Annotated in this window: 17 protein-coding genes and 1 tRNA gene; 11 read left to right on the plus strand and 7 right to left on the minus strand. The window is 57.3% G+C overall.

Annotated features, from left to right (window positions below; translation table 11 throughout):
* The first annotated feature begins 9 nt into the window (after positions 1–9).
* From msrA to HY868_11900, 3 genes are read left to right on the plus strand one after another with little or no spacing between them, the layout of a single operon-like run.
* The gene (gene msrA, locus HY868_11890; GenBank protein ID MBI5302829.1) at positions 10–546 is read left to right on the plus strand and encodes a peptide-methionine (S)-S-oxide reductase MsrA; all 537 of its coding nucleotides are present in this window, start codon (positions 10–12) and stop codon (positions 544–546) included.
* An 18-nt stretch (positions 547–564) separates the two neighbouring features.
* Positions 565–930 (plus strand): hypothetical protein, encoded by a 366-nt coding sequence (locus tag HY868_11895; GenBank protein MBI5302830.1) that lies wholly within the window; start codon positions 565–567, stop codon positions 928–930.
* A 40-nt stretch (positions 931–970) separates the two neighbouring features.
* Positions 971–2080 carry a phospholipase gene (locus tag HY868_11900; GenBank protein ID MBI5302831.1) on the plus strand — a complete coding sequence of 370 codons (1110 nt, stop codon included), beginning with the start codon at positions 971–973 and terminating at the stop codon, positions 2078–2080.
* Positions 2081–2311: 231 nt separating this feature from the next.
* Here the strand turns inward: HY868_11900 and fabF are convergent, their stop codons facing one another.
* On the minus strand, positions 2312–3568 hold the full coding sequence (gene fabF, locus HY868_11905) for a beta-ketoacyl-ACP synthase II (protein MBI5302832.1): 1257 nt from the start codon (positions 3566–3568) through the stop codon (positions 2312–2314).
* A 147-nt stretch (positions 3569–3715) separates the two neighbouring features.
* The gene (locus HY868_11910; GenBank protein MBI5302833.1) at positions 3716–4870 is read right to left on the minus strand and encodes a helix-turn-helix transcriptional regulator; all 1155 of its coding nucleotides are present in this window, start codon (positions 4868–4870) and stop codon (positions 3716–3718) included.
* Positions 4871–5064: 194 nt separating this feature from the next.
* On the opposite strand from HY868_11910, the gene HY868_11915 reads away from it, so the two are divergent.
* Positions 5065–5319: a hypothetical protein gene (locus HY868_11915; protein ID MBI5302834.1), complete on the plus strand. Its 255-nt coding sequence runs from the start codon at positions 5065–5067 to the stop codon at positions 5317–5319.
* A gap of 56 nt (positions 5320–5375) precedes the next feature.
* On the opposite strand, the gene HY868_11920 is transcribed toward HY868_11915, so the two are convergent.
* Positions 5376–8513, minus strand: a complete 3138-nt coding sequence (locus HY868_11920; protein ID MBI5302835.1) for a CHAT domain-containing protein — start codon at positions 8511–8513, stop codon at positions 5376–5378.
* A 156-nt stretch (positions 8514–8669) separates the two neighbouring features.
* Here HY868_11920 and HY868_11925 point away from each other — a divergent pair, with 156 nt between their 5' ends.
* From HY868_11925 to HY868_11940, 4 genes are all read left to right on the plus strand, one after another.
* On the plus strand, positions 8670–11804 hold the full coding sequence (locus HY868_11925) for an SUMF1/EgtB/PvdO family nonheme iron enzyme (protein MBI5302836.1): 3135 nt from the start codon (positions 8670–8672) through the stop codon (positions 11802–11804).
* Positions 11805–12040: 236 nt separating this feature from the next.
* Positions 12041–13108 (plus strand): group II intron reverse transcriptase domain-containing protein, encoded by a 1068-nt coding sequence (locus tag HY868_11930; protein MBI5302837.1) that lies wholly within the window; start codon positions 12041–12043, stop codon positions 13106–13108.
* A 175-nt stretch (positions 13109–13283) separates the two neighbouring features.
* Positions 13284–13625 carry a diversity-generating retroelement protein Avd gene (avd, locus tag HY868_11935; GenBank protein MBI5302838.1) on the plus strand — a complete coding sequence of 114 codons (342 nt, stop codon included), beginning with the start codon at positions 13284–13286 and terminating at the stop codon, positions 13623–13625.
* A 420-nt stretch (positions 13626–14045) separates the two neighbouring features.
* Positions 14046–16877 carry an SUMF1/EgtB/PvdO family nonheme iron enzyme gene (locus HY868_11940; GenBank protein ID MBI5302839.1) on the plus strand — a complete coding sequence of 944 codons (2832 nt, stop codon included), beginning with the start codon at positions 14046–14048 and terminating at the stop codon, positions 16875–16877.
* Positions 16878–17014: 137 nt separating this feature from the next.
* Here the strand turns inward: HY868_11940 and HY868_11945 are convergent.
* From HY868_11945 to HY868_11955, 3 genes are all read right to left on the minus strand, one after another.
* A tRNA-Leu gene (locus HY868_11945) sits at positions 17015–17095 on the minus strand.
* 51 nt (positions 17096–17146) lie between these two features.
* Entirely contained in the window at positions 17147–17575 is a 429-nt protein-coding gene (locus tag HY868_11950; GenBank protein MBI5302840.1) for a hypothetical protein, read from the minus strand.
* Positions 17576–17776: 201 nt separating this feature from the next.
* Positions 17777–19333: a hypothetical protein gene (locus HY868_11955; protein ID MBI5302841.1), complete on the minus strand. Its 1557-nt coding sequence runs from the start codon at positions 19331–19333 to the stop codon at positions 17777–17779.
* A gap of 211 nt (positions 19334–19544) precedes the next feature.
* Between HY868_11955 and HY868_11960 the strand changes: the two genes are divergently transcribed.
* From HY868_11960 to HY868_11970, 3 genes are all read left to right on the plus strand, one after another.
* Positions 19545–21932, plus strand: a complete 2388-nt coding sequence (locus HY868_11960; protein MBI5302842.1) for a hypothetical protein — start codon at positions 19545–19547, stop codon at positions 21930–21932.
* 27 nt (positions 21933–21959) lie between these two features.
* Positions 21960–24308: a hypothetical protein gene (locus HY868_11965; protein MBI5302843.1), complete on the plus strand. Its 2349-nt coding sequence runs from the start codon at positions 21960–21962 to the stop codon at positions 24306–24308.
* Between the two features lie 116 nt (positions 24309–24424).
* Positions 24425–25525 carry a glycosyltransferase family 4 protein gene (locus tag HY868_11970; GenBank protein MBI5302844.1) on the plus strand — a complete coding sequence of 367 codons (1101 nt, stop codon included), beginning with the start codon at positions 24425–24427 and terminating at the stop codon, positions 25523–25525.
* A 13-nt stretch (positions 25526–25538) separates the two neighbouring features.
* Here HY868_11970 and HY868_11975 read toward each other — a convergent pair whose 3' ends face one another.
* Complete coding sequence (locus HY868_11975) at positions 25539–26546, minus strand: GNAT family N-acetyltransferase (protein MBI5302845.1); 1008 nt, start codon at positions 26544–26546, stop codon at positions 25539–25541.
* Between the last annotated feature and the right edge of the window lie 76 nt (positions 26547–26622).

A 26622-nucleotide genomic window follows, 5' to 3' on the forward strand; every position in this document is an offset into this window, starting at 1 on the left:
GGAGCCAGAATGGAAAAACAAATCGCCACACTCGCGGGCGGATGCTTTTGGTGTCTCGAAGCCGTCTTCGACGAACTGAAAGGCGTCGTGAGTGTCGAGTCAGGATATTCGGGCGGGAGCGTTGCGAATCCGTCGTACGAACTCGTTTGCGCCGGCAAAACGGGGCACGCCGAAGTCGTGCAGATCGCGTTCGAGCCGGACGTGATTTCGTATCGCGATCTGTTGCGCGTCTTTTTCACGATTCACGACCCGACGACATTGAATCGCCAAGGCGCGGATGTGGGCACGCAATATCGCTCGGCGATTTTCTACCATGACGCGATCCAGCAACACATCGCACAAGAAGTGATACAGGAAATCAACGCGGCGAAAATCTGGGATCACCCGCTCGTCACCGAGGTCGCACCATTCAGCGCGTTTTATCGCGCCGAGGACTATCATCAAGAGTACTTTGCCAACCATCCCGATCAAGGGTACTGCCGCGTCGTGATCGCGCCCAAGGTCGCCAAATTTCGCGCACACTATCGCGAGCAGTTAAAAAAATAATCACCGGGAGAAACACGGATGCCAACTTTCGAAAAGATTTTGCAAAGCGCGACTGAATCATTGTACGGCGACGAATGTCTGCGCTCGAATCTGACCGATGACGAAGCGAACAGCGTACTCGATTGGGCGACGCAATGGATCGCGGAACAAGTGAGTGGCGCGAAAGACGAAGCCACCGCGAAACGCATCGCGCAGAATGAACTGGCGCGCGTATGCACAATCGTCACCGCGATCAATGGCATCGCGAAAAAACCCGGCGTGCCATCGTTGGGAGACGCGGTGCGCGCGCTCGAACTCAAAACACAACCGCCCCTCACCCGCATCCAAACTTTTCGATTGTTGACTGTGCTCTCTAGCGCGGCGTGGAAATTGACGAAAAAGTGATGCGGACAAATTATCCCACTACGCTCGAAAGGAACTGGCAATGAATTTCACGACCAAGATGGTACTGATCAGCGCCGTGGTACTGATTGGCGTCTGCCTCATAGCGAGCGCAGTGATCGTTCTCGCGCTGATACCCAGCAACCCACCTACGCCCGCGCCGCCAAGCGACGGCGGCGCAACCTGGTACCAGGTTTATTTCACAACACCCAAGTACCCCGACCGCGAAGCGGATCATCACGGCGGGCTGAACGACAAGTTGACGGAGTTTATCAACAGCGCGCAAACGAGCGTGGACATCGCGATCTATCAACTCGATTCGCCGAACGTGACCCAGGCATTGCTCGACGCGAAAAAACGCGGCGCGGCGGTACGCGTTGTCACCGACGTGAACATCTTTAACGATGCGAAAGAAAATCCGCCGTTCAAAAAGTTGCAACAAGCCGGCATCACCATCATCGCCGGCAACTCGAACGCGATCATGCACAATAAATTCGTCGTCATAGACAAACAAGCGGTGTGGACCGGTTCGTGGAATTTCACCGAGAACGACACGTATCGCTACAACAACAACGGCATCTTGATTCAGTCGTCGGAACTGGCGCGCAACTATACGGCGACGTTCGAGAAAATGTTTGGCGACAAGAAATTCGGTCCGGCGCGCAAAGCGGGCGGCACGACACCCCGTTTGACGATTGACGGCGTGCCCGTCGAAAATTATTTCGCGCCAGAAGACAAGGTGGCGGGAAAAATCGTCGCGCGGTTGAAGCAAGCGACGCGCACGATTGATTTTCTCGCGTTTTCGTTCACCGACGACGACATTGGCAATACGGTGCGCGAGCGCGCACAAAACGGCGTCCAGGTGCGCGGCGTGTTCGAGAACACCGGCTCGGAAACGCAATTCAGCGAATACGGCAAAATGAAACGCGCGGGACTGGATGTGTGGCAGGACGGTAATCCGTATCTGATGCACCACAAAGTGTTCATCGTGGATGGCAAGACGGTCATCCTGGGTTCCTTCAACTTTTCGCAGAACGCCGAGACCGAGAACGACGAGAATTTGTTGATCATTGACGACGCGTCACTCGCGCAGGCATTCACCGCCGAGTTTGCGCGCGTGTACGCGCAAGCGAAGAATCCGCCAAAGAAATAGATGGGCGATTGAAATCGCCTCGGCAGGGCGTTTCGCCGAGCGTCCACCTTCGTGGACGCATGTCTCGCCCGCGCAGGCGGGCGATCAGCCGTAGGTTCACACGGGGCAATTTCCATTGCCACTGTTGTAGCACATGCGTTGAGCCAGAAAATATCGCACCCGATTCGTGTGAACCGGGTGCCCAGTGTTCATACGATACAGATACCAGGTTTCTCCAAGAAACCTGGTATCTTATTGATAGCGCGCGAGAATCAGGCACGCGTTTTGCCCGCCAAAGCCAAACGAGTTGGACATGGCGATCGCGACCTTTGCCGCGCGCGCGACGTTTGGCACGTAATCGAGATCGCACACTGGGTCGGGTGTTTCGTAATTCGCGGTCGGGTGAATTTTTTGATCGCGGATCGTCAGTGCACACACCACGGCTTCCAACGCGCCTGCCGCGCCCATCGTATGCCCGATCATAGATTTCGTCGCGCTGATCGGAACCTGGTAGGCGCGTTCGCCAAAAACATTTTTGACCGCGAGCGTTTCGCTCGGATCGTTCAGCATCGTCGCCGTGCCGTGCGCGTTGATGTAATCTATCTGCTCGTGTGAAATGCCCGCGTCCGCTAACCCATCGCGCATGACCTGGGTCGCGCCAATCGCCTGCGGATCGGACGCGACAAAGTGATACGCGTCCGAATTCGCGGCATAGCCGATGATCTCGGCGTAGATGCGCGCGCCGCGCACGCGCGCGTGCTCCAAACTTTCGAGTATCACAATCGCCGCGCCCTCGCCGATGACCAAGCCATCGCGATTTTTGTCGAACGGGCGACACGCGCGCGCGGGATCGTCGTTGCGCGTGGACAAGGCGCGCATCGCGCCGAACGCGGTAAATACAATGTCGGAAATGATCGCGTCCGTGCCGCCGGCGAGCATCACATCCGCCGCGCCGCGTCGAATCACTTCGGTTGCCGCGCCAATCGCATCGGTGCCCGCCGCACAGGATGTGACGACCGTGTTGTTGAAACCGCGCGCGCGATGCTGATTGGCGACGTAGAACGCCGGCATATTCGGCAGGATCACCGCCGCGAGGAAAGGACTCACGCGCCCGGCGCCTTGACGCGTATACGCGTCGTGCTCTTTGATGGCTTCGACAAAACCGCCCAGTCCCGTGCCGAGCACCACGCCCGCGCGCGGATTCTCGCCGAGGTTCTGTTTCAACCCAGCATCGTCGAGCGCATCCTTCGCCGCCGCAAGCGCGAACAAGGTTGCCCGTCCCATTCGCCGCGCGTCTTTCGCTTCGATGTTGTACCGGGTCGCGTCGAATTGCTTGACCTCGCCGGCGATACGCGTGCGATACTGACTGGCATCGAACACGGTGACCGCGCCAATCCCCGATTTACCGGCGAGCAAGTTTTGCCAAAATCCATCGAGCGTCAACCCCAGCGGTGTGATCGCGCCCATCCCGGTAATCACAACGCGTGTGCGATTAGTTCGTGGTGGCATTTCAGTTGTAGAGTTTGTCATCATGTTGTTGGTCACTATGGCGAGATTTTGTTTCATTCTACTCGACATTAGATGAATCGGCAAAAGAGGCGCTCCTCTCAGCGGCGGGCATGCGCTCCGATACTGCCCACCTCAGTGGTGAGCGGGCTAAACGCGCGCGAATTCACTGTGGATTTCGTTCAGTTGATGATCCAGTCCTGCTTGTGTCGCAATTCTGGTTGATTCGCGAATCAAATACTTGAAATCATCCCCCGTGTCGCCTTGCGCCAGATGCAACCGAGCGAACGTGCGCAAGAAAATCACTTGATGCAACTGTCCGAGCTGGGCGATTTTGCTCATCCGCTCAAACTGGGGCGTCAGTACCCGTTGCGCGTCTTTGAGATTACCGTGCTGGATATACGCGCGTGCCAGCGATTGGGAGATCAGAAAAAACAGAAATTGGTCAAACTCGTCTGTCCGCGTTTCAAAGATCGAACGAACTTGATCGTACTGATTCTCGGCTTCGGTGATCGAAAACCTGGGAATGCCTTCCAGTGCGTTGAGCGCATCCCGATACAGGTGCGGTTTCCAGAATGCCGCATTGCGTTGCAGAGCTTGGCTTGCTTCTACCTCCTGGCATTTTTGATGCGCCTCCCGATAGAGTTTCATGTTGTGATAGGAAACCGCCTCGGAACGGATGGCATTGACCTTGAAAAAATCGAGCCGTTCCTGGGTCGTCTGATACTCGCGCGGGTCATTGATATTTTCCGAAATGAGTTTCGCCCGTTTAGCATACCAGAATGCTTCGTAGTTGCGATTCAGGATGCACAGCGCATCGTGGTTTAGCATACAGAGTTCAATATAATGGATCGGGTCCCGATTTGGATTGACGGCGCGAATCAACGATCCAGCCGCTATATCAACCTGGCGGTAATGCGCTCGCGCGATCTCTGGATCTCGCGCAAAGGTCGCGGTTCCATGCGCCTGCCTAATTTCGTTGACTAGCGCCTCGACCGATTGATCGCGAACTATTGAATCAACTTGTCTCCGCGCGTTCCGTTTGAGCGCCCAAATTTGCTCCACGTGAAATAGCCACGCCTCGCGTTCTTGCTTCGACAAGGGCAACGCCTCGGCAATCCGCTTGGCGGTCCGCAGGCGTGGAACACTGCGCCGCCCTCGAATGTAACTGATATAAATCGGCGTCACGCCGGCTTGTTCGGCGAAGGCGCGTTCTCCCCCACGTACGCGTAGGACGCTGTCGAGCGTTGCGACGACCACCTCTTGCTCAACGTCTATTTCCTGAGCCGCACTAATCAGAAACATCTCCCGCCTCAAAATTGATCGTGAAATTAAACAACCGTTTCCGTGAAGAGTCGTAGGATGGCTACAGGTGAAGGGAAAATTGGCTAGCCCACAAGCATCGCGATGGTGAAGCAAACAGCCCTTCTACCGTAACAATGTTTCGGCGATACGAACTGGGTCGTAAACAGAATCATGCCACGCGCGAGGTATGGTCCATGATTGAACTACCGGTCATGTGTCGTTCGAGACAACTCTCGATTCTCAAGGAGATGAAACAGATGAAAACGCTCACGGTGTTTCTCATTGTCGCTTTGGTGCTCGTTGGCGTTGGAGCACTGGCAGTCCAGGCGCTGACCATATCGAGCAATTCGACGGAACCTGCTGTCCCCGTGCTTTCGATCAGCGAACCGGAACCGCCGGTCTACATGGCTTGCGATCCGGTACCATGCGGTTGCCCAAACGGTTGCTAGGTCTGTAGTTCGAATCATGCTGAGAGGCATCGTACATGCCTCTCAGCTCTCAATCGCTACGGTCGCCCGATCAGAGAAAAAGATGCCCATTGGTGAGCGGCGTAACCCGCGCGAATCATTTCGACCTGGGCATTTTGTAGCGCGACCGCGGCGTTGCGCGTGTCATTGAGATGGCGATAGAACCGTTCGCTGAGTTCTGCCGTCGCTTGGTCTTCCACGTGCCACAAGGTCGCAAGAAGTGCCCGCGCACCCGCGTAGAAAAACACACGCGCCAAGCCGATCAATTCGTCCCCGCGTCCACCCTGGCTCAACGCCGTCTGACATGCCGAGAGCGTGACCAAACGCGCTTTCAGATTCAAGTCGAAAATATCCACCGTCGTCAGCGCCTCATCTGCCAACAATATGCGCGACCGATGCGGCGCAGTTTGATCGAGGATCGCGTGCGTCGCAAAATGTAGGATATCGAATTTTTGCAATTCCCCGGACGCATCCATCGCGAGCAACCTCTGCCGCGTGGCTTGCTCGCCCCAGAGAGATTGTGTGCGCGCGCTAAACATCCGGCTCACTCCATCCACTTCGCGCGCGGCGGCGGGAAGCGAACACATCTGACTTCCAAAATCGGACATTCCCAGGACGAGCACTTGCGCGATGTCGGATTTCATCGTTTCACTGCCCAGGACTTGGAACGCTTGGAGATTCGGCGCGTAGAGCACGGTGTGTCGCTCGATCAAATAGTTGCCCTCATTCGGCGCGACGAGCGCGTGAAATGGCAAGGCATGCAAAGACCCGTGCGGTGAGACGATCAGCGTCGTCCCCAGTTTTTCTGGAATGAGCAAGCGATGCAGATGCTGCAATGATTTGGCTCCGGAATTGGATGCCGCCGTGTTGTGTAACGTACCCCGATAAACAAGTTCTCTCTGGTCAGGTTCCGCGGACGCGCATTGAGCCAGGATGGCGCGGTCGTACGCCGAGAGTTTTCTTTGCTCGCTCCTCACCGCATCCGGAAAAATCATGACGATGGTCAGACGATCCTCGGTCAAGTAATAGTCCAAAGCCGTCCAGTCCGAATCGAAAGAAGAGTTTGCCGCCGCGCGAAATCGTTCCAAATCAAAAGGCGCCGGCTCGGAAACGCCCGCCAATCCAGCCGTCGCCAGGCGCAGTTGCGAAACGACGTCTTCGTACATTTGGTTCAACGCCGTCCATTCTTCCAACTCCGTTGCCGCCGCTGACTGCAGATCGCGTCCGCGCAAGGATTCGCCATTGCGCGGCGTTGTTTGTACGACGATGTGTTGACGCAGTTCGTCGAGTTTGTACCGCAAATCTTTTTCACGCGCGATCAAATCGGCTACGCGCGCATCGTCGCGATGCTCGCGCAGTTTCCACTCGCGCGGTTGTAACAGAGATAGAAAGGTGCGCGCCTTGCTCGCTTCGATGATTTCCAACGCGGCGTGCATCGCGTTTTGCGCGAGTGCGCACGCGAGCGCCTGGTCGAAGACGGCTTGACGCGGCGCGAAGAAATCGTTGCTGATCTGTTCGGTCACGAGGATCGCGCGCGAACTCGCGATCGTGCGGACGGCGCTCAAATAGTGATCGAGCGCGACGACCTGGTCGCCGGTCGCCATCGCGCAACGTCCCAAGCCATAGTCGGCGCGCCAGACCTGGTCGGGAAATCCCGGCGCAAGGACCGCGCGCGCGCGTTGAAAGAACTCGCGCGCCTCCGCAAATTCGTTCCACATCAAACGCATTTCGCCTTCGGTCAGGTCGCAGAGCGCGCCATCCACGATCTGGGAATGTTTAGCGAAAAGCAGCCGGGCATTTTCGATCCTGGCAAGCGCGCGTTTCCGGTCACCGCGCGCGGCGGTCGCTTGCGCCAACAAACGATCGCACAACGCGATGTACGAATCAAACTGGTCGGTCACCGCGACGTGACGCGCGCGCTTCAAGCACGTGACCGCTTTGGCAAACTGACCTTGTACTAGATAGAGATGCGCCAGATCAATTTGTTGTGAAACGAACCGGTCGCCCGTCGCTGGACCGGTCAAGTTCATTCTTGCTTGCAGATGCGCCAATGCTTCGGCAGATTGACCTAGTTGGCGATGACACGCCGCGAGCTGGGCGTGATTGCCCGCCGCAACGGACGTCAGTCCTTTCGCGTCCGCAATTTGCAGAGCGCGATAGTGGAGATCGAGCGCCTGAGCGAACCGCCCTTGCTTGGCATAAACCAAACCGATATTCGTGTAAATTCGCGCGACTCGCGCTTCGCGCCCTTCTGCCAGAGCCGACTGGGCGACTTGCTGATACAACGCCAATGCTTCATCATAGCGATTGAGCCGATAATAGACATTGGCTAGATTGATCGTGCAAGCCGAGAGGTGCCCGTGCAGATCGTGCGCGATAAAATAGTCGCGGGCTTGCTGGAGCACTTGGAGCGCCTCGGCAAAATGATTGAGGCGATCACATGCCATCCCCAATTCCATATTGCACGTCGCATGAAAGAATCCAACTTGTAGATCGGCGAATTGGCGTTGCGCCGCGATGAATAATTCTTTTGCTTGGGTGTACCGACCTGCCGCCCACGCGGCTGAACCACGTAACGGCAGGCAGAAAGCGGCATCAAGAGTGGCGTTCTCCGCTTCAAACCTCGATTGCAATTGTTCGAGGAGAGGTACGGCATCGCCCTGTTCGCAGAGAATGTAGGTGTGCGCCAATTCGCGTTCACACCGCGCGGCATCCAAGGGCAGCGCATGGGCTTGGAATGTATCGCGCGCTTTCTCGAACAGCGCGATGGCTTCGAGGTAAAACGACTGATCGCGTAAGGTGTGCGCTTGAATCCAGTCGCCGCGCGTGTGGATGAGCGGCGACGAAGTGGACGCGCGCGCGCGTTCGATCAACGCAAGCGTTTGTTCGCGGTCGCCGATAAAAACATACGCCCACGCCAATTCGCACAGCGCGCGCGCGGCGTGTTCGTGATCGCCGCATGCAGAAAACTGGGTCGCGGCGGTTTCGCAGAGAGGCAACGCCTCGCGAAATTCGCCTAGACGATTTAGGACGATCGCGAGCGTTAGCGCGGACTCGGTTTGAACGCGTGTGTCATTTTGCGTTTGCGCGAGTTGATAGGCGTGACGCGCGAGGATCAATGCCTGTTGCGGCGCTTGATCGAGGCAAGCCAGTGCATTGTCGTGGAGGAGCGGCATTTCTGTTTTTCTCATTTCGTAAAATAAACGCATCTCTTCTCACCAAACATTGTAGCAGGTTTTTGACACTCCTCCAAACCCAGAGTAGAATGATTTTGACGCTCCCCGCGTCTGGCTGTCCATCTCGCTCGAAAATCTCAGTGAGGAGTGCGTACGATGGATTCACTCATTCCCGATTTGGCGCTGGCGATCCAAGCCGCGACGCCGTTCATCCTTCAGAAACTCGTCGAGAAAGGTCTGATCGAACCGGCGGTCAAACCGTTGGCGAACAAGGTTCAAGCGCGCGCGACCAAAGGCGAGAAGGATGCGGCGCTTGAGCAAGCCATTCTCGCGGCAATCAAGGACGTTGCCCCGCGCAAAAGTGATTCGCAGGCGGTCGCGTACGCGCGCAAGATTCGCCTTCACGAAATCGTCGAACCTGGCAACGAAGCATTGCGCGATGAGATGATGCGTTTGGCGTTCCTCGCCACAACGAAAAGCCAGCGTCTTGTCCCGTTGAAACTGCTCGATGTTTTGCGCCTCAACCACGACCAGCGTCCGGCACTGGCAAGTTTCCTCTTTCATTTGCATCAGCGACTGAACGCGCTCCCCGACTATCAGCCGTTGCTTCAAGCCGCGCGTGACCAAGCCGTGATCAAAGAACTCAAAGCAATGGCGCGCGACCTGTCCGAACTAGTCGGCACAGTCGAAGAAACACGTAAAGGTAAGGCGGTCCGCGTGCGTGTCATCGCGGACGATTGGAGTGCCGAGCCGTACCTGCGCTACCTCGCGAATGTGTGCAACGTATTGCCTTTGCGCGTAATTGATCCACAGTACGCTTCACCGACCGGCGAGACCGCAACGTTGAGCGATGTCTATACCAATCTCGAAGTCACGACGACGGTTCAAGTCAAAGTGGACAAACGCAAATCTCGCGAAGAGCAACCACAACTTATGGAACGCGAAAAGACGCGCCGCATGACTGTGCTCGAAGCCGTGTCTGATTCGAAATCGCGCCGACTTGTTTTGCTCGGCGATCCCGGCGGCGGCAAATCCACGTTCGTCAACTATCTCGCGTTCTGTCTTGCCAAGCATCAACTCGAACCGAAAGACAAATGGTTGGAGCGGTTGCCCGCGTGGACAGTTGGCGCGCTGGTGCCAGTTCGCATCATCTTGCGCGACTGGGTCGCGTGGGTAAGCGCGAACAATTCGCATCAGCCGAACGCGCAATTGCTTTGGGATTTCCTCAAACACGATCTCACGAGCCATGGCTTGGAGAACGAATTCGCGCCGCTCAAAAAACATCTGCTCGAACACGGCGGGCTAGTTTTACTCGATGGCTTGGATGAAGTGCCGGATGCGAATGCGCGCCGTGCTCTGCTCAAATCGGTGATCGAAGATTTCGAGCGCGGGTGCGGCAAGTGTCGCATCGTCGTGACGTGCCGACCGTACGCGTACGAAAAACGTGAGTGGAAATTGCCTGGCTTTGCCGAGCAAACCATCGCGCCGTTCAGTGATGAACAAATTGAAAATTTCATTCGCGGTTGGTACCACGCGGTTGTCCAGGTGTCGGGGATGAATGCCGCGCTCGCGGAATCGAAAGCGAACGCCTTGATCGCAGCGTGCGGTCTGCCACACCTCGCCGAACTCGCGCCGCGTCCTCTGCTCCTTACGTTGATGGCGACCCTGCACACCTCGCGCGGTAAATTGCCGGATGATCGCGCCGAACTGTACGAGGATTGCGTACGGCTCTTGCTCGATTTTTGGCAACAGAACAAACGCGTGCAGATAGATGGGCAAACCGAATCCGAACAAGGGATTCTCGACGCGCTCAGCATTTCACGCGACCGCTTGGAACAAGTATTGAATCAGATCGCGTTTACCGCGCACACGCGCCAGGGCAAGAGCGCGAATCGCCAAAACGTCACGGCGGATATAAGCGGAGAGGAATTACGCAAGGTGCTTGTGCCGGCGTTCGGCGACGATTGGAACAAGGCGCAGACCGCGATTCACTATGTCCGCACGCGCGCGGGCTTGCTCATTGAACGCGAGCCGGACGTGTTCGCGTTTCCGCATCGCACGTTCCAAGAATTCCTGACCGCGCGGTTCGTCGTCAACTCGGAAGATTTTCCCCAGAACCTTGCCGAGTGGGTTTGTAATGACCGCGCATGGTGGCGTGAAGTGTTCTTGCTGGCGGCAGGGCACGCGCGTCCGCGCGCGTTTGGCAATGCGGTTGCGCTCATCAACACACTGTGCGACAAGCCGTATCACCCTGGCGACAAGATGGAGGACACGGACGCGTATGCCGCCGCGCTTGCCGCGCAAGCCGCCGCCGACATTCACTTGAAAGAACGCGCGACGAGTCCGGGACGTTACCAAGATACACTCCGCAAATTGCAGACCTGGCTCGTTGGCACGCTCCGCGTCGCGCAAGGTGCACTGCCGCTCGTTGAACGCGCCAATGCCGGACGTATCCTGAGCGCGCTCGGCGATCCGCGCCCGGATGTGAATTGTGCGATTCCAGCGATGGTAGATGTGCCAGCCGGCGAGTTTGTGATGGGAAGCGATACAAGTAATCAAGAGGACGAAAAGCCCCAGCATCGCGTAACACTGAACGCGTACCGCATCGGCAAATATCCGGTGACGAACGCGCAGTACCGCCGCTTTGTGGATGATAAGGGATACACAAAATTTCATCGCGATTGCTGGACGGATGCGGGATGGAGTTGGCGCGAAAAGGAGAACATTGAGAAACCACCCTATCTCGATCATCCCGAATTTGGTTTGGACAATCATCCGGTCGTCGGTGTTTCTTGGTACGAAGCACTCGCGTATTGCAACTGGCTCACCAAGACCAACCCAGGTCGCAAGTTTCGCTTGCCGACCGAAGCCGAATGGGAACGCGCCGCGCGACACACCGACGGGCGCGAGTACTCTTGGGAAGGCGAGTTCGATCCTGAAAAAGCGAATACCAGTGAAAGTAAAATCGGACGCACGACTGCAGTCGGTTCGTTCCCGCTAGGCGCGAGTACATGCGGTGCGCTCGATATGTCTGGGAATGTGTGGGAGTGGTGTAGTACGCGGTGGGGCAAAGGATACGAAAACCCGGAATTCAAATATCCTTATCAATCAGATGATGGACGTGAGAATTTACAAAGCACTGACATCCGTATCCTTCGTGGCGGGTCTTGGGTCATCCATCTAGTTTTCGCGCGTTGTGCGTACCGCGTCAGCAACAATCCTCATAGCCGTAACCTCAATATCGGGTTTCGCGTTGCCGAGTCTTTCCCAGGGCTTGGTTCTGCTTCCTGAATTCTGAGTTCTGATTTCTGTCCCCTGTTTTTCTTGGGGGGTCTGGGGGGCGGTTTTTGCCCCCCAGCGAAAAATTTTTTTGGAGGAGGCACATCCCCCTCTCCCTCACAGGGAGAGGCGATGGCGCGCCTTTGCTGCGGCGTCTATGCCACTTTAATGTCGCGCCATCGGGTGAGGGTCGGAATTTCCCGAACAGCCGCGCGACGCGGCAAATATTCTCGCCATGACAGGACACGATGAAAACCTACAAACACCTCTACCCGCGCATCTGCGCGTTTCAAAATCTCTACACCGCGTACCGCGATGCGCGGCGCGGCAAACGCGCCAAGCGCCAGGTCTATCAGTTCGAGTTCAACGCCGAAGCGGAATTACTGCGCCTGCAAGACGAGTTGCGCGCGCAAACGTACCAGCCCGGCGCGTACACCAGTTTTCGCCTGGGCGATGCGAAACGCCGCTTGGTCTCTGCCGCACCGTTCCGTGATCGTGTGGTACATCACGCGCTCTGCAATCTCATCGAGCCGATCCTCGAACGCAAATTCATTGACGACTCGTACGCCAACCGCAAGGAAAAAGGCACGCACCGCGCGATAGACCGCGCGCAGTATTTCGCGCAACGCCACCCGTACGTTCTGCAAGCCGACATCGTCCAGTGCTTTCCCTCAATTGACCACGCGATTTTGCGCGGCATTCTCGCGCGCACCATCGCCGACGCGCCAACGTTATGGCTGATTGACCAGATTCTCGCCAGCGGCGCGGACGTGCATCGCGCGCAGTATCGGATGCAGTGGTTTCCCGGCGACGATCTCTTTGCGCCAAGTCGCCCGCGCGGTTTGCCGATTGGCAATCTCACGTCCCAGTTTTGGGCGAACGTGTATCTCAACGAACTCGACCAATTCGTCAAACGCGAATTGAAGTGCGCGGCGTACGTGCGCTACGTGGACGATTTCGTTCTGTTCGCCGACGACAAAACCAGGTTGTGGGAATGGAAAGCGCGCCTCGTCGAGTTTTTGCAAGCATTGCGTCTCGTCGTGCATCCCGGCAAAACGCTCGTGCGCCGCGTCGCCGATGGCATTCCGTTCCTGGGCTGGCGCATTTTTCCAACGCATCGCCGGCTCAAGCGCGACAATGTGCGCGCATTCATGCGCCGCTTCCGCGCGCAAACCATCGCGTATGCGCGCGGCGAGTTGTCGCTGGAGAATTGGACGACGCGTACCCAGTCCTGGGTCGCGCACGCGGCGCACGGCGACACGTACCGCCTGCGCAAAAAAATTCTGACGGCTTCGCCGATTGCGCTGGCGGATTGACCGTGGCACGGGCGGCTCGCCCGTGCGGTAAACGAGGAGCTTTAAGTCGCATTAGCGACCCTCACCCTAGCCCTCTCCCTGGTAGGGAGAGGGAATTTGCCTCCACGCCCTACGGGGAGAGGATTGAGGTGAGGGGCGAACTGACTTTACGCCCGTGAGGAAAACGAGGTAGCCCTTGCCCGATTCACCGATCTTTGTCAAAATGCACGATCTCAACGCGTGGCTCTTGCCGCGCACGCTCAAGTTTCCGCGCGAGTATCGCTTTTCATTGGCGAGCCGCATCCAAACGTGCGCGTTCGATCTGCAACGCGCGCTCATCGCCGCCGCAAAATCGCGCACCGCCAACGCGCGCGGCGAGGCGTTGCACCAAGCCGACCTCGAACTCGCCGAACTGCGCTTGCATTTGCGGCTGGCAACCGATCTGAAATTACTCGATCCGCGCGGGTACGCGCGTGTCGCCCGCCTGACTGAAGAAGTGGGGCGGCTGTTGGGCGGGTGGCAAAAGAAATCGGCGTAAACCTGGCAAAGGTTTCGCGCAAGCGCCTTTGCCAGGAAATATACGCGGGGACGAACCGAACGCTAAACGTGGCGGGTCATGGAACAACCATCTAGATAACGCGCGTTGTGCGTACCGCAACCACAACAATCCTCATAGCCGTAACAACAATATCGGGTTTCGCGTTGCCGAATCGTTCCGAGATGCGAGGCAGAAATCCGGCGGGTCGTCCGCTTTGCGGCACACGACGCGCCGTCGCGACTCGCATTGGGAAGGACAGGTTCGTTCCCGGCTGAACCCCCGCTTTCGCCCTCTCCGCGTAGGAGAGGGCGGGGGTGAGGTGGTCAGCCAAATAACAATCGCTCTGCCCCCTCTGGTAATCTCGCGCGAGTGGGGTGAACGTTGGGGCAGGGCATCCCTCGAACAAGATAGAGGTGATGAATGTTCAATCAGTGGTGGAATGAGTTTGTCAAATTTCTTGAAGACTGGGGCAAAAATCCGCTTGTCGTAGGAATAACGGTTTTCATTATTGGATATCTTGCGCGGGATGTGTGGCCCTGGCTCGTGCGTCTATTGCAAAAGGCAAGTGAAGCAGTTGGCGCATTTGCCGGCGGACGCTGGCAAGATTATCAATTCGAGCGCAAGTACCTCGACTGGATCATTTTTCGCCATCGTTACCTGGGACAACTACCGTCGAATGTTGCGGTTACAACCGGCGAGCAAAAGCAACTTGCTGAACTGGAAAAGGTGTACGTCGCACTCGCGGTAACGCCGGGCGGCGCGGCTGGCGAGGGCGTGCCGGATGCCAAATCACCCGATCGCGTTTTGCGCCGGGACAAGCGCGTGTGGTGGTCGCGTTTCGTCCCCACACGTTATCGCCCGGACGATGAACGACCGTACAGCAACATCGGTCGCGCGATTGAACAACACCCGCGTCTCGTCATTCGCGGCGACCCAGGTTCTGGCAAGACAACGTTGATGAAATATATCGCTGTCACCTGTGCGCGTGCGCTCCGCAACAAACCGCGCGAGGGCGACGACCGCAATGCGGCGTATGATCGGCTTGGCTGGAAAGTTCGCCCTTTTCCGATCTTCGTTTCGCTCGGACGGCACGCGCACGTGGCAAACTGGGACAAGGCGCGCACACTATTGGATACTTGCCCCGAGGAATTTAGCCGCGAGGTGGTTGATCGCTGTCCGTCCGGCTTTTTCGAACGGCGATTGAAACGCGGCGGGTGCATCATCTTACTCGATGCGTTCGACGAATTGGGAAACCGCACGGCGCGCCAACAAATGGCGCAACACATTTCGGGCTTGCTCAATCAGTTTCCAAACGCAAAAAATCGCATGGTTGTAACGACGCGCATCGTCGGATACGAGGGACAACTCGATACGTGCGGGTTTACTGCGCTGAAGGTTCAAGAATTAACCGACAGGGACATTCAATCGCTCGTCCGCCAACGCTATCGCGCGATCGCGCTCAATGAAAGCCGCAACCGCTCTGCATCCGAAGCCGAACTCGCGGAACGCCGCGCCGCGACCAAAGCTAATACGCTGCTTGGCGAAATTCGGCGCAATCCACGCCTACACAGTCTCGCGGAAAATCCACTCTTGCTTTCGCTGATCGTGTTGGATCACTCGGTCAAACTCGCTCTGCCGGAAGATCGGCACATTTTGTACCGCGATTGCGTCGAAATCCTCGCGGCGAAATGGCGGAAACATTCGCGTGATGAGTTGAACATTCAAGCCAGCGATGATAGCGAACTATCGCCGCCGCAAAAAATCGTTCTTTTGCAAACGATCGCGCTCGAAATGCAAAAACAGCGCACGCGCGCCGACACCGGGCAAATCCCTATCCGCCGCGCGCGCGCGGAAGAATTGATTGCAGGGCAACTGCCGGCAATGCTAACCAACTTGCCCAGCGACGCGGTCCAGCGGCGCGGCGCGTGCCAACACAAAGCTACGGCTTGGCTCGAAGGCATCAAAGCCGAAAGCGGTATCTTGCTCGAACTGGGGCTGGACGACGCGGGCGAACCACTCGTTACGTTTTCGCACCTCACGTTTCAGGAATATCTTGCCGCCGTTACGATCAAGGAAGACACGAACCTATATCCGCTCTTGCTCGACAACTTGCTCAATCCGGCGTGGGAAGAAGTGTTGTTGTTGTACGTGGGCATCACACAGCAAGCCACGCCCATTGTGCAGAAACTCATCGCGCACGCCAAAACGCAGACCGAGGCGTGGCTCGTCGCTGGACACTGCCTCATCGAGCGAACCCAGATTGACTTGCCGGTGCGCCAAACAGTGCTAAACAGTTTGTGCGATTTGGCGCGTGCGGGCGAGGAGAGTATGCGCGTCCGCGTTATCGAAATTTTGAAGGATATTGCCTCGCCCGATTCAGCGCCGGTATTTGTCCAAATCGCAGAGCAAGATACCGTTTGGCAAGTCCGATACACTGCCGCGCAGGCGCTCGGCAAAATCGGCGATCCGCGTTTTGACCATCTTGAACCAGAACTGGTTACTGTGCCCGCTGGGGAATTTGTGATGGGAAGCGAGTCTGGTGAAGAAGATGAAAAACCTCAACATCGCGTTGCCCTTCCCGCGTACCGCATCGGCAAATACCCGGTGACGAACGCGGAGTACAAACGGTTTGTGGATGAGACCGGACATGCCGCACCGGCTCGGTGGAATGAGAATACTTACCGAACCGGAGAAGCCAATCATCCGGTAGTGATCATCTCCTGGCAAGATGCTCAAGCGTACTGCCAATGGCTTGGCAAGAAGACGGGCAAGCAGTATCGTTTGCCATCCGAAGCCGAGTGGGAAAAAGCTGCGCGCGGAACGGATGCGCGCGAGTATCCTTGGGGAAACGAATTTAGCAAAGACAAATGCAACACAAGTGAATCCCAGATCGGCATGACAACGCCTGTCGGAATTTACACCGATGGGGCAAGTCCATGCGGTGCGTTCGACATGGCAGGGAATGTATGGGAGTGGTGTAATAGTTTGTATTCTCCCTACCCGTACAAACCTGATGATGGCAGAGAGCAACTAATTTGGAAAGAACCGAAACGTTCAATTATGGTACGCTTGTTGAGAAGGGATGCTGGTTCTGGTAACTACGAACGCCGCGTCCTTCGTGGCGGGTCTTGGGGCATCCATCAAGATGGCGCGCGTTGTGCGTACCGCCCCCACTTCGATCCTCATAGCCGTAGCAGCAGGCTCGGGTTTCGCGTTGCCGAGTCTTTCCCAGGGCTTGGTTCTGCTTCCTGATTTCTGATTTCTGATTTCTGTCCCCTGTTTTTCTTGGGGGGTCTGGGGGGCGGTTTTTGCCCCCCAGCGAAAAATTTTTTGGGGGGTCTCAAAAAACAAGAATCGCCACTCGGAAAGTGACGATTCTTGTGATGGGATGCCCCGGGAGAGACTTGAACTCTCACGCCTTTCGGCACAGCCCCTCAAACTGCCGCGTATGCCAATTCCGCCACCGGGGCATTCACTTGGGCTGCGGCATTATTATAGCGCGATTGCCGCGCGTGTCAAACTCAAGTCTTGTCTTCCACCGACACGACGCCATTTTCGACTTGAGCGCTGAGCAAGAGGCGCAAAATGCCCGCCGCATTGTTCTTGCCGATGCGCCGATGCAATTGCTCCGGCGTCATTGGGTTGTTGCCATTCGCCAACAGCGCGCGAAAGATCCCAGCCGTTAATGGCGTCGCCGGGGTGATGTACGTTGGCAAGCGTCCGCAATGATCGGCGAGAGATTCCCACAGCGCGTCGACGCGCGTCACTTCCGCGGTCTTGGGATGAATGCGATCAATCGTCGGCGTTTCCGCCAAACTGGGATAGCGCGCGCGGCATTCGTCACACAAGAGCGCGTGCATCTCCTCGCGCAAATCGCGTCCGTTCTGCGTGAACCAATCGAGATCAATCCGAAAACGTGTTTTGGTGTCTGGTCTTGCGATAGGTGCCATGGTTAGTTATCAATATCCAGGTTATAGAAATTAATCCAGCAGCTTGTCGGACAACACCTTCGCCAAACGCGGATTCTGTTTGGCAATTTTGGAAAATTGCCCCACGATTTTGCATTCAGTTTTTGATTGGCGAAGGTATTGTGTCGGAGAAACCAGGTTTCTTTGAGAAACCTGGTTTCTGTCGGTCTCTCCGGCAGACTCCTAGCGGCGCGCGTCTTCGCTCAAGACGAAATAGCCGCCGCCCACCGAAGTAATCGCGCGACTTTCGGTGAGCGCGCCGAGGACCGTGCGTGGTCCCGCGCGCCGCACCAGATTCACCGCGCTGTACAACGTCTTGGCGTGAACGCGCCCCGCTCCGCTCAGTTTCGCGAGTTCCGGAAAAATTTCTTCGAGGAGTGCGCCGAGGCGTTGATCGCGCAGCGATTGCGCGACCGCGTCAATGCTGGGTGGATCGTTGACGAGAATGAGCATGTCCTCGTCGTACTTGTGCGCGACCGGACGGCGTTCTTGCGCGAACGTCAATTTCCCATTCAGCCCGCGCGCGACGCGCACCCACAAACTACGCTCGCGTTGCGGTTGATATTCGAGATGCAAGGTCAGCGGGTCGGCGGTGCGCTTGAGCGTCACGTACGCGCCGGGCGCGAGCTTGTGCGCGGCGAACCAATTTGCCATGCCCGCGATGTACTGTCCATCGTTCACCGCGAACGCGATGAGCTTGCCACCCATGATCGAATCTACCAGCGTGATCTTGAGCCGCGGGCGCGTGAAGGCGGGCACGAGCGCGCGCACCGCCGGCGTCATCGGCAATGTGCCGGCGCGGCGATGCGGATACGTGAGGACGAGCGTCACTTCATCGCGTGGGGCGGCGGGGTGGTTTCCATTTCCGTTCGTGTCGGTCTCGTCGTGCAATTCCGCGGCAACCGTTTCCAATTCGTCGGGCAAGGTTAACGCGCGCGCTGGCGCGGCTTGGAGAATCGCCGGACGCTCGCGCGATTCGGGCAATTCCAAACGCGTCAGATACCAACGCGGCTCGTTGCTGGGTCCCACCTCGTCAAAGCGCGTGTCGCTCGCCAGCGCGAGATTGAGCGCGTACACCGACGCGTTCTTTTTCGCGGTCGGCGGCAAATCCATGATCTTGAGCAACTCCGCCGTAGATTGCGCGTCGTTCGCCTGCTCGATCGCGGCTTCCGCCAGATTCAAATGCCCATCGTGAATTTGCGGTAAGAGTCCGCGCAGATACCAACCCTCTTCGATCCGCACGAATTCCTTTTCGCCGCTCAAGCGTTGAATCAAACGTGCGGTCACTGCGTCGCCGTGTTCGATAACGGCTTGCTCCGCGCCGGACAAGGATTCGAGCAAGGGCGCGGGGTCTTGATTCAACGGATGCGTCGCCGGATAGTCGGCGGCAAATTCGCGTACGCCGGCTTCACCATCGAATTGCACGGCAATCACCTTGAAATTGCCATAGCGCGCATTCTCACCCGCGCGCACGTGGACGATTTCACCTTCGCGATCATCGAACACGGAAAAGAGCAGGTGTTGTCCAACTGCATAACTTTGTTTCGGTTGATACAACGGTGCGCCGCGAGCCGCGCTCTCCGCGATGCGACGTTCTTCTTCGCGCACCCGCCACTCGATCAAATGGGTTGCCAATTCGCGGCTTGCCACCGGCGCGCCACGTTCCAAAATGAGCGCATACAAATGTTCCACGTCGGCGCTCGTTGTGCCAATCGTTTGCCAAAAATCCAAACCTGCCATTGCCGTCCTTCAAAAGATGACGTATCGTCGTGAGCACTGTATCAGCGCACCATGACGATACGTCGTGTCATGCCAGAGATGCCGTTCTTGATTCCTCGATTATTATACCGCGCTTTGGTTTTTCTTACAAACTGGGCAAGTGACGACGCGATACGCGTGCTCGTTTGTTGTCACGCGAGTTATCGTGTAAAATGTCGGCGCGAGGTCAACCATGTCATTCTCTCAGACAATTTTGAAATTCATCGCCGCGCGTTTTCACGTTCCCGGCGACGCGCTCGACCGATTTTTTGCGAGCGGACGCATCGGGCGCGGCGCGGAGACGCGGCTGCCCTTCCCCGCCGAGTTGATTCCGATTGGCGCGCGCTTGGTGATGCGCGGCTGGGCGAACAATGAATTTTTTCCGAGCAACCGCGATTGGATCTTGCCGTACTGGGCGGAACGCCAATTCGATCCACGCGATCCTGGGTTCATCCCGCGCGGATTCAACCTGTACACGATCAACTATACGCATCGCGATTGGACGATGATCGGCAACCGGGCGCGCGAGCGCGAAGCGATCGTTGACCCGCGCGGACTCGTGACGCCCTGGCTCGATGGCTGGTCGCTCGATGTGTGGTTGGCTGTAGATGGAAAACTCTATGCGCCCTCACGCTTGCCCGACGATGCCGTCGTCCAATCGCTCCACGAAAATTTACCGATCATCGTCACCATATTTCGCGCCGGCGATTTGCGCGTGCGCCTCGAATCTTTCGCCGTCGAGGAATCCGGCGAATGGATCGTCGAAAACATCACGGTCGAAAACCCTTCACACAACACGCATCACGCATCACTTTACCTCGCGATTCGTCCGTTCAATCCAGAGGGCGTGAGTTTGGTGAGTGAACTGGAGCGGAGGGAGGGAGAAAAGGGAAATGAGGGAAATGGCGCGTTCCTGGTCAACCACGCACTCGGAGTGATTTTGCCTCCACCTGATGCTGTCGCGTGCTCCAACCTGGCAAACGGCGATGTCGCGCTCGCACTGCCGAATTTGAATAACGCGACACAAATTCATTGCGATGCCGGACTTGGCAACGCCATCGCCGCATATCACCTCGAACTGGGCGCGGGCGAAAGCAAGACGCTCACCGCGCAAATGCCGATGACACCCAGCATCCGCGCGGATAATGACGACGACAACGCAATTCGCAATTCACAATTCGCAATTCTAGACCCAGACCAGTCGCGCGCCAACGTCATAGCGACCTGGCGCGAACAACTCAATTACGGCATGCGCGTACGTTTGCCGGACGAGCACCTACAAAACGCGTTCGATGCGAACAAGGCATTTCTCCTTCTCCTGCACGACGGGCAAACGATCACACCCGGACCCTTCACCTATCACCAGTTCTGGATGCGCGATGCGGCGTACTTGTTGAACGCGCTCGACAAACTCGGTTATCACGACCAAGCCGAGCAAGTCATCGAGCGATTTGCGCGCCGTGTGCAAAAGGATGGCTTTTTCAACGCGACCGAAGGCGAGTGGGATTCGAACGGCGCGGCAATTTGGACGATGCTCGAACACGCGCGACTCAGCGGCGATACGGGCTTGTTGTCCGGCAATTATTGGATGATTCTGCGCCTGGCGTCGTGGATCAACTCGAAGCGACAAACGACGAAAGACAAAGAACGCAAGACCGCGCATTATGGATTATTCCCACCGGGACCGAGCGCGGAACATTTAGGACCGAGCGATTTTTTTTACTGGGACAATTTTTGGGGACTTGCCGGTCTGCGCGATGCCGCGCTCATCGCCGAGTGGCTGCAACAAGAGAACGACGCGAAAAAATTACGCGCGAATTTCGATGCGTTCCGCGCCGACCTGGATGCTTCGCTCGCGACGAATGTCGCGCGTCTCGGTCGCGCCGCGATGCCCGCGTCGCCGTACCGCCGGCTCGACGCAGCGATGATCGGCTCGCTCGTCGCGCTCCACCCGCTCCATTTGTTCGCCGCGCACGACCCGCGCATCGTGGACACGCTCACCGCGCTCCATCAAGTTGCGTGGATGGAAGACGCGTATTTCAATCACGTCGGGCATTCTGCGTTCGGCACGTACCTCTCGCTCCACGTCGCGCAATGCTTGCTCCTGCAACGGAATCCGGACGCGTGGAAAACGATCAACTGGGTCTTGCGGCACGCCTCGCCGACGTTCACGTGGGCGGAAGGGATTCACCCGCTCACGCGGCGCGGTGGAATGGGTGACGGGCATCACGGTTGGGCGGTCGCCGATTTTCTGCTCGCCGTTCGCAACGCGTTGCTGTTTGAAGAAGACAAGCATCTCGTCATCACGCCGGCATTGCCGGAGGATTGGACTGCCGAGATGAACGTCATCCAAGTTCGAGACGCACCGACGTACTTTGGCAACGTGAGTTTCACGATCGCGTTTGGCGAACGCACGGCGACGCTCGTCGTCAATGCCGTGTGGCGCGATGCGCCCGAGTACATCGAATGGAATTTGCCGTTTACGCTCCGCGAGGTTGGCGGCGACGAGGATGGCATCGTGATGGACGGCAAGACCGTGCGTCTGCCGCGCGGCGCGCGCCGCGTCGTCGCAATGTGGTGACAACGATTGGATTGAACCAATAAACGAATGACGCGAAAAATAATTTCCCTCAACGATTCCATGTGGCGCGTCGGTTCGGTTGAACAAAAACCGTTCGGCGATGTCAACGACCTTGGCGATGTGAGCGAGTGGTTGCCCGCCCAGGTTCCCGGCGATGTGCGGCTCGATTTGATCCGCGCAGGCAAAATCAGCGATCCGTTCTTTGGCGCGAACAATGAGGACTCGCAGTGGGTTGACGCGCGCGATTGGTGGTATGCAAGAAGTTTAGAGTCCGAGTTAGAGTTGGAAAAGGACGAACGCGCGTTTTTGATTTTCGACGGGATTGATTATCAAAGCGCGGTGTTTTGGCGCGGCGAGCAATTGGGACGTCACGTCGGAATGTTTTCATCGCAAGTGTGTGAAATCCAGTCAGCCAATTCGCGCGCAGTTCGCAATTCGCAACTCGCAATTCGCGTCTGGGGTTCAGATGCGCTTCCCAGGTTGCAAAAAACAATCGCGCAAAAACTCTGGGCGCGCGTGATCGCGCCGCTGTTTCGCCCGCCCGACGTACCGTTTCCCGATCGGTACGCGACGCTGAAATGTCAAATGCAATTCGGCTGGGATTTCGCGCCGCGCTTGCGAACGTGCGGCATCTGGGACGATGCGCGCGTCGTGCTCGTACGCTCGGTGTTCATTCACAACGCGTGGATCAAGCCGAAAGTAAAAAACCAAAAGCAAAAAGTAGCCAGAGTGTCCGTCGTCCTGCATTTGGATTCGGATCGCGAACAGGATGCGCGGATTATTGCGACTGCGCGCGGTAAAAATTTTTCGGGCGATGTGACAACTTGCGAGTTTGACGTGCGCCTCTCACGCGGCGACCAGGTGCGCGAGATCACGTTCGACCTGGAGAACGCGCAACTGTGGCAACCCTGGGATCGCGGCGATCCGAACCTGTACGAAATCGAAATAATCATTACAAAAGAAGAATCACCCCTCCCTCACCCTCCCCTTGCCAAGGGGAGGGAAGGGGTGGGGTTTGATTCCCTTACTTCCTCTTTCGGCATCCGCGATTTTGAACTCACGCGTTCGCCCGGCAGTTCAGAACCCTGGCAATTCGTCGTCAACGGTCAGCGCGAATTTCTGCGCGGCGCGAACTGGGTGCCACTCGACGCGATCCCAGGACGCTTGACGCGCGACGATTACACGGCGCGACTCAAACAAGCGCGCGACGCGAATATCAATTTTCTGCGCGTGTGGGGTGGAGGTTTGCGCGAAAAGCGCGCGTTCTACGATCTGTGCGACGAGATGGGGATTCTCGTCTGGCAGGAATTTCCATTCGCCGGCGCGATTCTCGACCGGTTTCCGCGCGACCGCGCGTTTCTCCAACTCGTGCGCGACGAAGCCAGCGGCATCGTGCGCGTGCTCCGCCATCATCCGTCGCTCGTCGTGTGGTGCGGCGGCAACGAGTTCAACACTCGCGGCAACGCGGCAGTCGTGAAAAAATTGCGCGGCGTCGTCAAGGACAAGGATGGTACGCGTCCATTCAAGCCCGCCTCGCCGTACCGCGACGAATCGCACAACTGGAGCGTGTGGCATCGCGTTGCCAACCTGCGCGATTATCGCCACGACCGCACGCCGTTTCTCAGCGAGTTTGGTTTGCAAGCGATGCCGAACCTTGAATCGCTCCAAAAATTTTTGCCGGAGGGCGCACTGTCCGCGCCGCATCCACTCTGGGAATATCATCGCGGCGATTTGAAAAAACTGGGACGATATGCGGCATCCGTTATTCACCCTCCCCTTGGCAAGGGAAGGGCGGGGGTGGGGTCTACGAATTCTTTGGATGAGTTCGTCGAAGCCACGCAGCACGCGCAGGCATTCGCTTTGCAAATCGCGATCGAGCATATACGCCGGCGCAAACCCCAAACAACCGGCGTCGCGATCTGGCAGTTCAACGATCCGTGGACTGCGATTTCGTGGAGCGTCGTGGATTATTACGGCGCGCCGAAACGCGCGTACTATGAACTACAAAAACTTTATTCACCGGTGCTTGCGTCATTCGATTATCCACTCGTACCGCGCCGCGCGGGCGATGTTGTGCGCGGGGAACTATGGCTCATCAACGATTTGCGCTCGTCGTTTGAAAACGCGCAATTGACCGCGTATCTGAACGACCAAGAGATTTTTTCGCGCCGCGTCAACATCGCGCCGGACTCCGCCGAACGCGTGGACTCGCTCCAAGTAAAACTTGGCGAAGGCGAAAACGTTTTGCGACTCAAGGTGAATTGGGGTCCCCCGACACTTTCCGATCACTCGTACGATTTGAATTTTTGCGACGTGGGTGAGATTGATCCGCTCGGCGCGTTGTTGTTCGCGGTCGGCAAGCGATTGATGAAATGAAATAGATGTATTTCGGAAAAGCCACAGATGAACACAGATGGACACAGAAAAATTATCTGTGCGAATCTGTGTTCATCTGCGGCTCACATCTCTCACTGGACACACGAATCAACCAAATGAAAATCATCTTCAACGCCAATTTCTGGAATCAACCGAATACGGGAAGCGGGCAATATCTGCGCGCGTTGTTCAATGCGTTGCAAGAACTCGACACGTCGAATGAGTACGAGTTAATCGAACCCGCGGCGGTCGGCGGTCAGCCGTCGTTCGCCGAGAATCTCGCCAAAGTCTGGTTCGAGCAAATCGCGTTTCCGCGCGCGTGCCAACGCGAACGCGCCGACCTCGCGCACGTGCCGTACTTTGGCTCGGCGCTTTTTCCCGGCACGCGCACCGTCGTCACGATTCACGATTTGATTCCAATGTTGCTTCCGCTCTATCGCGGTTCGCTCCTCGTGCGCGCGTACACGCAACTCGCCGCGTTGAGTGCGCGTCGCGCGGACGCGATCATCGCGGACTCGACGTGTAGCCAGCGCGACATTGTGCGATTGTTGCGCGTGCCCGAATCGCGCGTGCGCGTCGTCTACCTTGCCGCCGACGCGCGATTTCGACCGGTCGCGGATACGCGCGCGGTCGCAGACAAGTACACCTTGCCCGACCAGTTCGTACTATACCTGGGCGGATTCGATCAACGCAAGAATGTGCGCGTGATCATCGAAGCGTTCGCACAGTTGGACGAATTTTATCGCGCCGGCTGGCGATTGGTGTTGAGCGGCGTGAAACTGGGCGAGGATTCAATGTTCTTTCCGGACCCGCGGCGCATCGCGCGCGAAGCAAATTTGCCGGACGATGCGATTCAATACCTGGGTTGGGTGAACGAAGCGGACAAGCCCGCGCTCTATTCGCGTGCGGGCGCGTTCGTGTTCCCATCGCTGTACGAGGGATTCGGTTTGCCGCCGCTTGAGGCAATGGCGTGCGGAACGCCGGTGCTTGCCTCGAACGCGTCGTCGTTGCCGGAGATCATCGGCGACGCGGGGATTTTGCTCGAGCCGAATGACGCGCGCGCGTGGGCGGATGCGTTGCGCGCAGTGCTCGCAGATGAAACGCGCCGCGCGACGATGCGGGAACGCGGCATCGCACACGCGCGGAAATTTTCCTGGCGACGCGCGGCGGAAGAAACGTTGGCGGTGTATACAACAGTCGTAGGGGCGTTCAATTGAACGCCCCTACCGTTTATTTCCGAATATGTAGTTCAAGCACCTCCGTATCTTTTGCCCCAAACCGGTACTTGTACTCTTCGCTGCCGCGCAGAAAATCGTACCGGCGTCGCTGGGCTTGAATCGCGTCCTGAATCGAACGCGCAAAGAGAACGAACCCTGGACTGAACGCGCCGTACTTGATCGGATCGTAGCCGGAATTGTAGACGAGCACATCGTTATTGTACACGAAACTCATCAACGCCGCCGCGCGTGCGCCTTCGATTTCGAGGAACTGGAGCAACAACCAACCGCGCGCGCGCAATGCTCGCGCGATCTCGACAAAAAATCCTTGCATCCGCGTGTCCATGAACAAATGTTTATCGGGTCGGCTCGTCTTGTGTAACTCGATGAAATCGAGAGTCGGCGCGTCCACCGCATCGTTCGCACCGAGTGCGTACCACTTGGTCGGCGCTTCTTCGATGCGGCGCAGTTTACGGCGCAGTTCGTGCCGATCTTTCTTGGCAAGCGTCGCAAGATATTCGTCCCAGGTCGCCGGCAGTTCGATGATCGGCGCGACATCGTGGCGGCGCGCTTCGACCTCGAGTCCGCGCGTCTGCGCGGCAGCTTGCAACAACGCGCACGTGGGCGACGCCGCCGGCAACGTGCACAGGTGCAACGCGTCCCACGCCGGAAAATCCGCGCGCGCGAGTGTGTCGAGCAAGCCGTTGAACACGCGAGTTTCTCGCCCCCGCGCCGCGATCACGTCGAGATAATCGGACACGTCCACACAACCGACGAGCGACAAATGATTTAGCCCGTCGTCACCTTTTTCGGAAAACAACGGCGCGATGCCGATGAGCGTCCCATCATCTTCGCGCAGCGTGATCACGCGCAATTCGCCCCTGCCGAGATTGCGCCACCACACCGATTGCCACTCGTGCGTCAGAAACACCACATCGCTTGCACTTTGCGCGAGTAACGCGTTCCATTCGGCTTCCATTCGATCAAACACCGACGCGTCGGTAAACCATTCAAGCTTCATTCAAACATCCTCGATGAATTTTCGATTGGCACTGTAACGCAACTGGGTGTGGGTGTCAAGTCGCTTGACGCGAATA

The sequence above is a fragment of the Chloroflexota bacterium genome, from assembly GCA_016219275.1.
Lineage (GTDB): Bacteria > Chloroflexota > Anaerolineae > UBA4142 > UBA4142 > JACRBM01.

Bases quoted from the DNA above. Each gene is read 5' to 3' on its own strand.
- HY868_11915 (MBI5302834.1), top strand. From the start codon at position 5,065: ATGATTGAACTACCGGTCATGTGTCGTTCGAGACAACTCTCGATTCTC.
- HY868_11970 (MBI5302844.1), top strand. From the start codon at position 24,425: ATGAAAATCATCTTCAACGCCAATTTCTGGAATCAACCGAATACGGGA.
- HY868_11910 (MBI5302833.1), bottom strand. From the start codon at position 4,870: ATGTTTCTGATTAGTGCGGCTCAGGAAATAGACGTTGAGCAAGAGGTG.
- HY868_11920 (MBI5302835.1), bottom strand. From the start codon at position 8,513: ATGCCGCTCCTCCACGACAATGCACTGGCTTGCCTCGATCAAGCGCCG.
- HY868_11975 (MBI5302845.1), bottom strand. From the start codon at position 26,546: ATGAAGCTTGAATGGTTTACCGACGCGTCGGTGTTTGATCGAATGGAA.
- HY868_11960 (MBI5302842.1), top strand. From the start codon at position 19,545: ATGTCATTCTCTCAGACAATTTTGAAATTCATCGCCGCGCGTTTTCAC.
- HY868_11955 (MBI5302841.1), bottom strand. From the start codon at position 19,333: ATGGCAGGTTTGGATTTTTGGCAAACGATTGGCACAACGAGCGCCGAC.
- HY868_11925 (MBI5302836.1), top strand. From the start codon at position 8,670: ATGGATTCACTCATTCCCGATTTGGCGCTGGCGATCCAAGCCGCGACG.
- msrA (MBI5302829.1), top strand. From the start codon at position 10: ATGGAAAAACAAATCGCCACACTCGCGGGCGGATGCTTTTGGTGTCTC.
- HY868_11930 (MBI5302837.1), top strand. From the start codon at position 12,041: ATGAAAACCTACAAACACCTCTACCCGCGCATCTGCGCGTTTCAAAAT.
- HY868_11900 (MBI5302831.1), top strand. From the start codon at position 971: ATGAATTTCACGACCAAGATGGTACTGATCAGCGCCGTGGTACTGATT.
- HY868_11940 (MBI5302839.1), top strand. From the start codon at position 14,046: ATGTTCAATCAGTGGTGGAATGAGTTTGTCAAATTTCTTGAAGACTGG.
- HY868_11965 (MBI5302843.1), top strand. From the start codon at position 21,960: ATGACGCGAAAAATAATTTCCCTCAACGATTCCATGTGGCGCGTCGGT.
- HY868_11895 (MBI5302830.1), top strand. From the start codon at position 565: ATGCCAACTTTCGAAAAGATTTTGCAAAGCGCGACTGAATCATTGTAC.
- HY868_11950 (MBI5302840.1), bottom strand. From the start codon at position 17,575: ATGGCACCTATCGCAAGACCAGACACCAAAACACGTTTTCGGATTGAT.
- fabF (MBI5302832.1), bottom strand. From the start codon at position 3,568: ATGCCACCACGAACTAATCGCACACGCGTTGTGATTACCGGGATGGGC.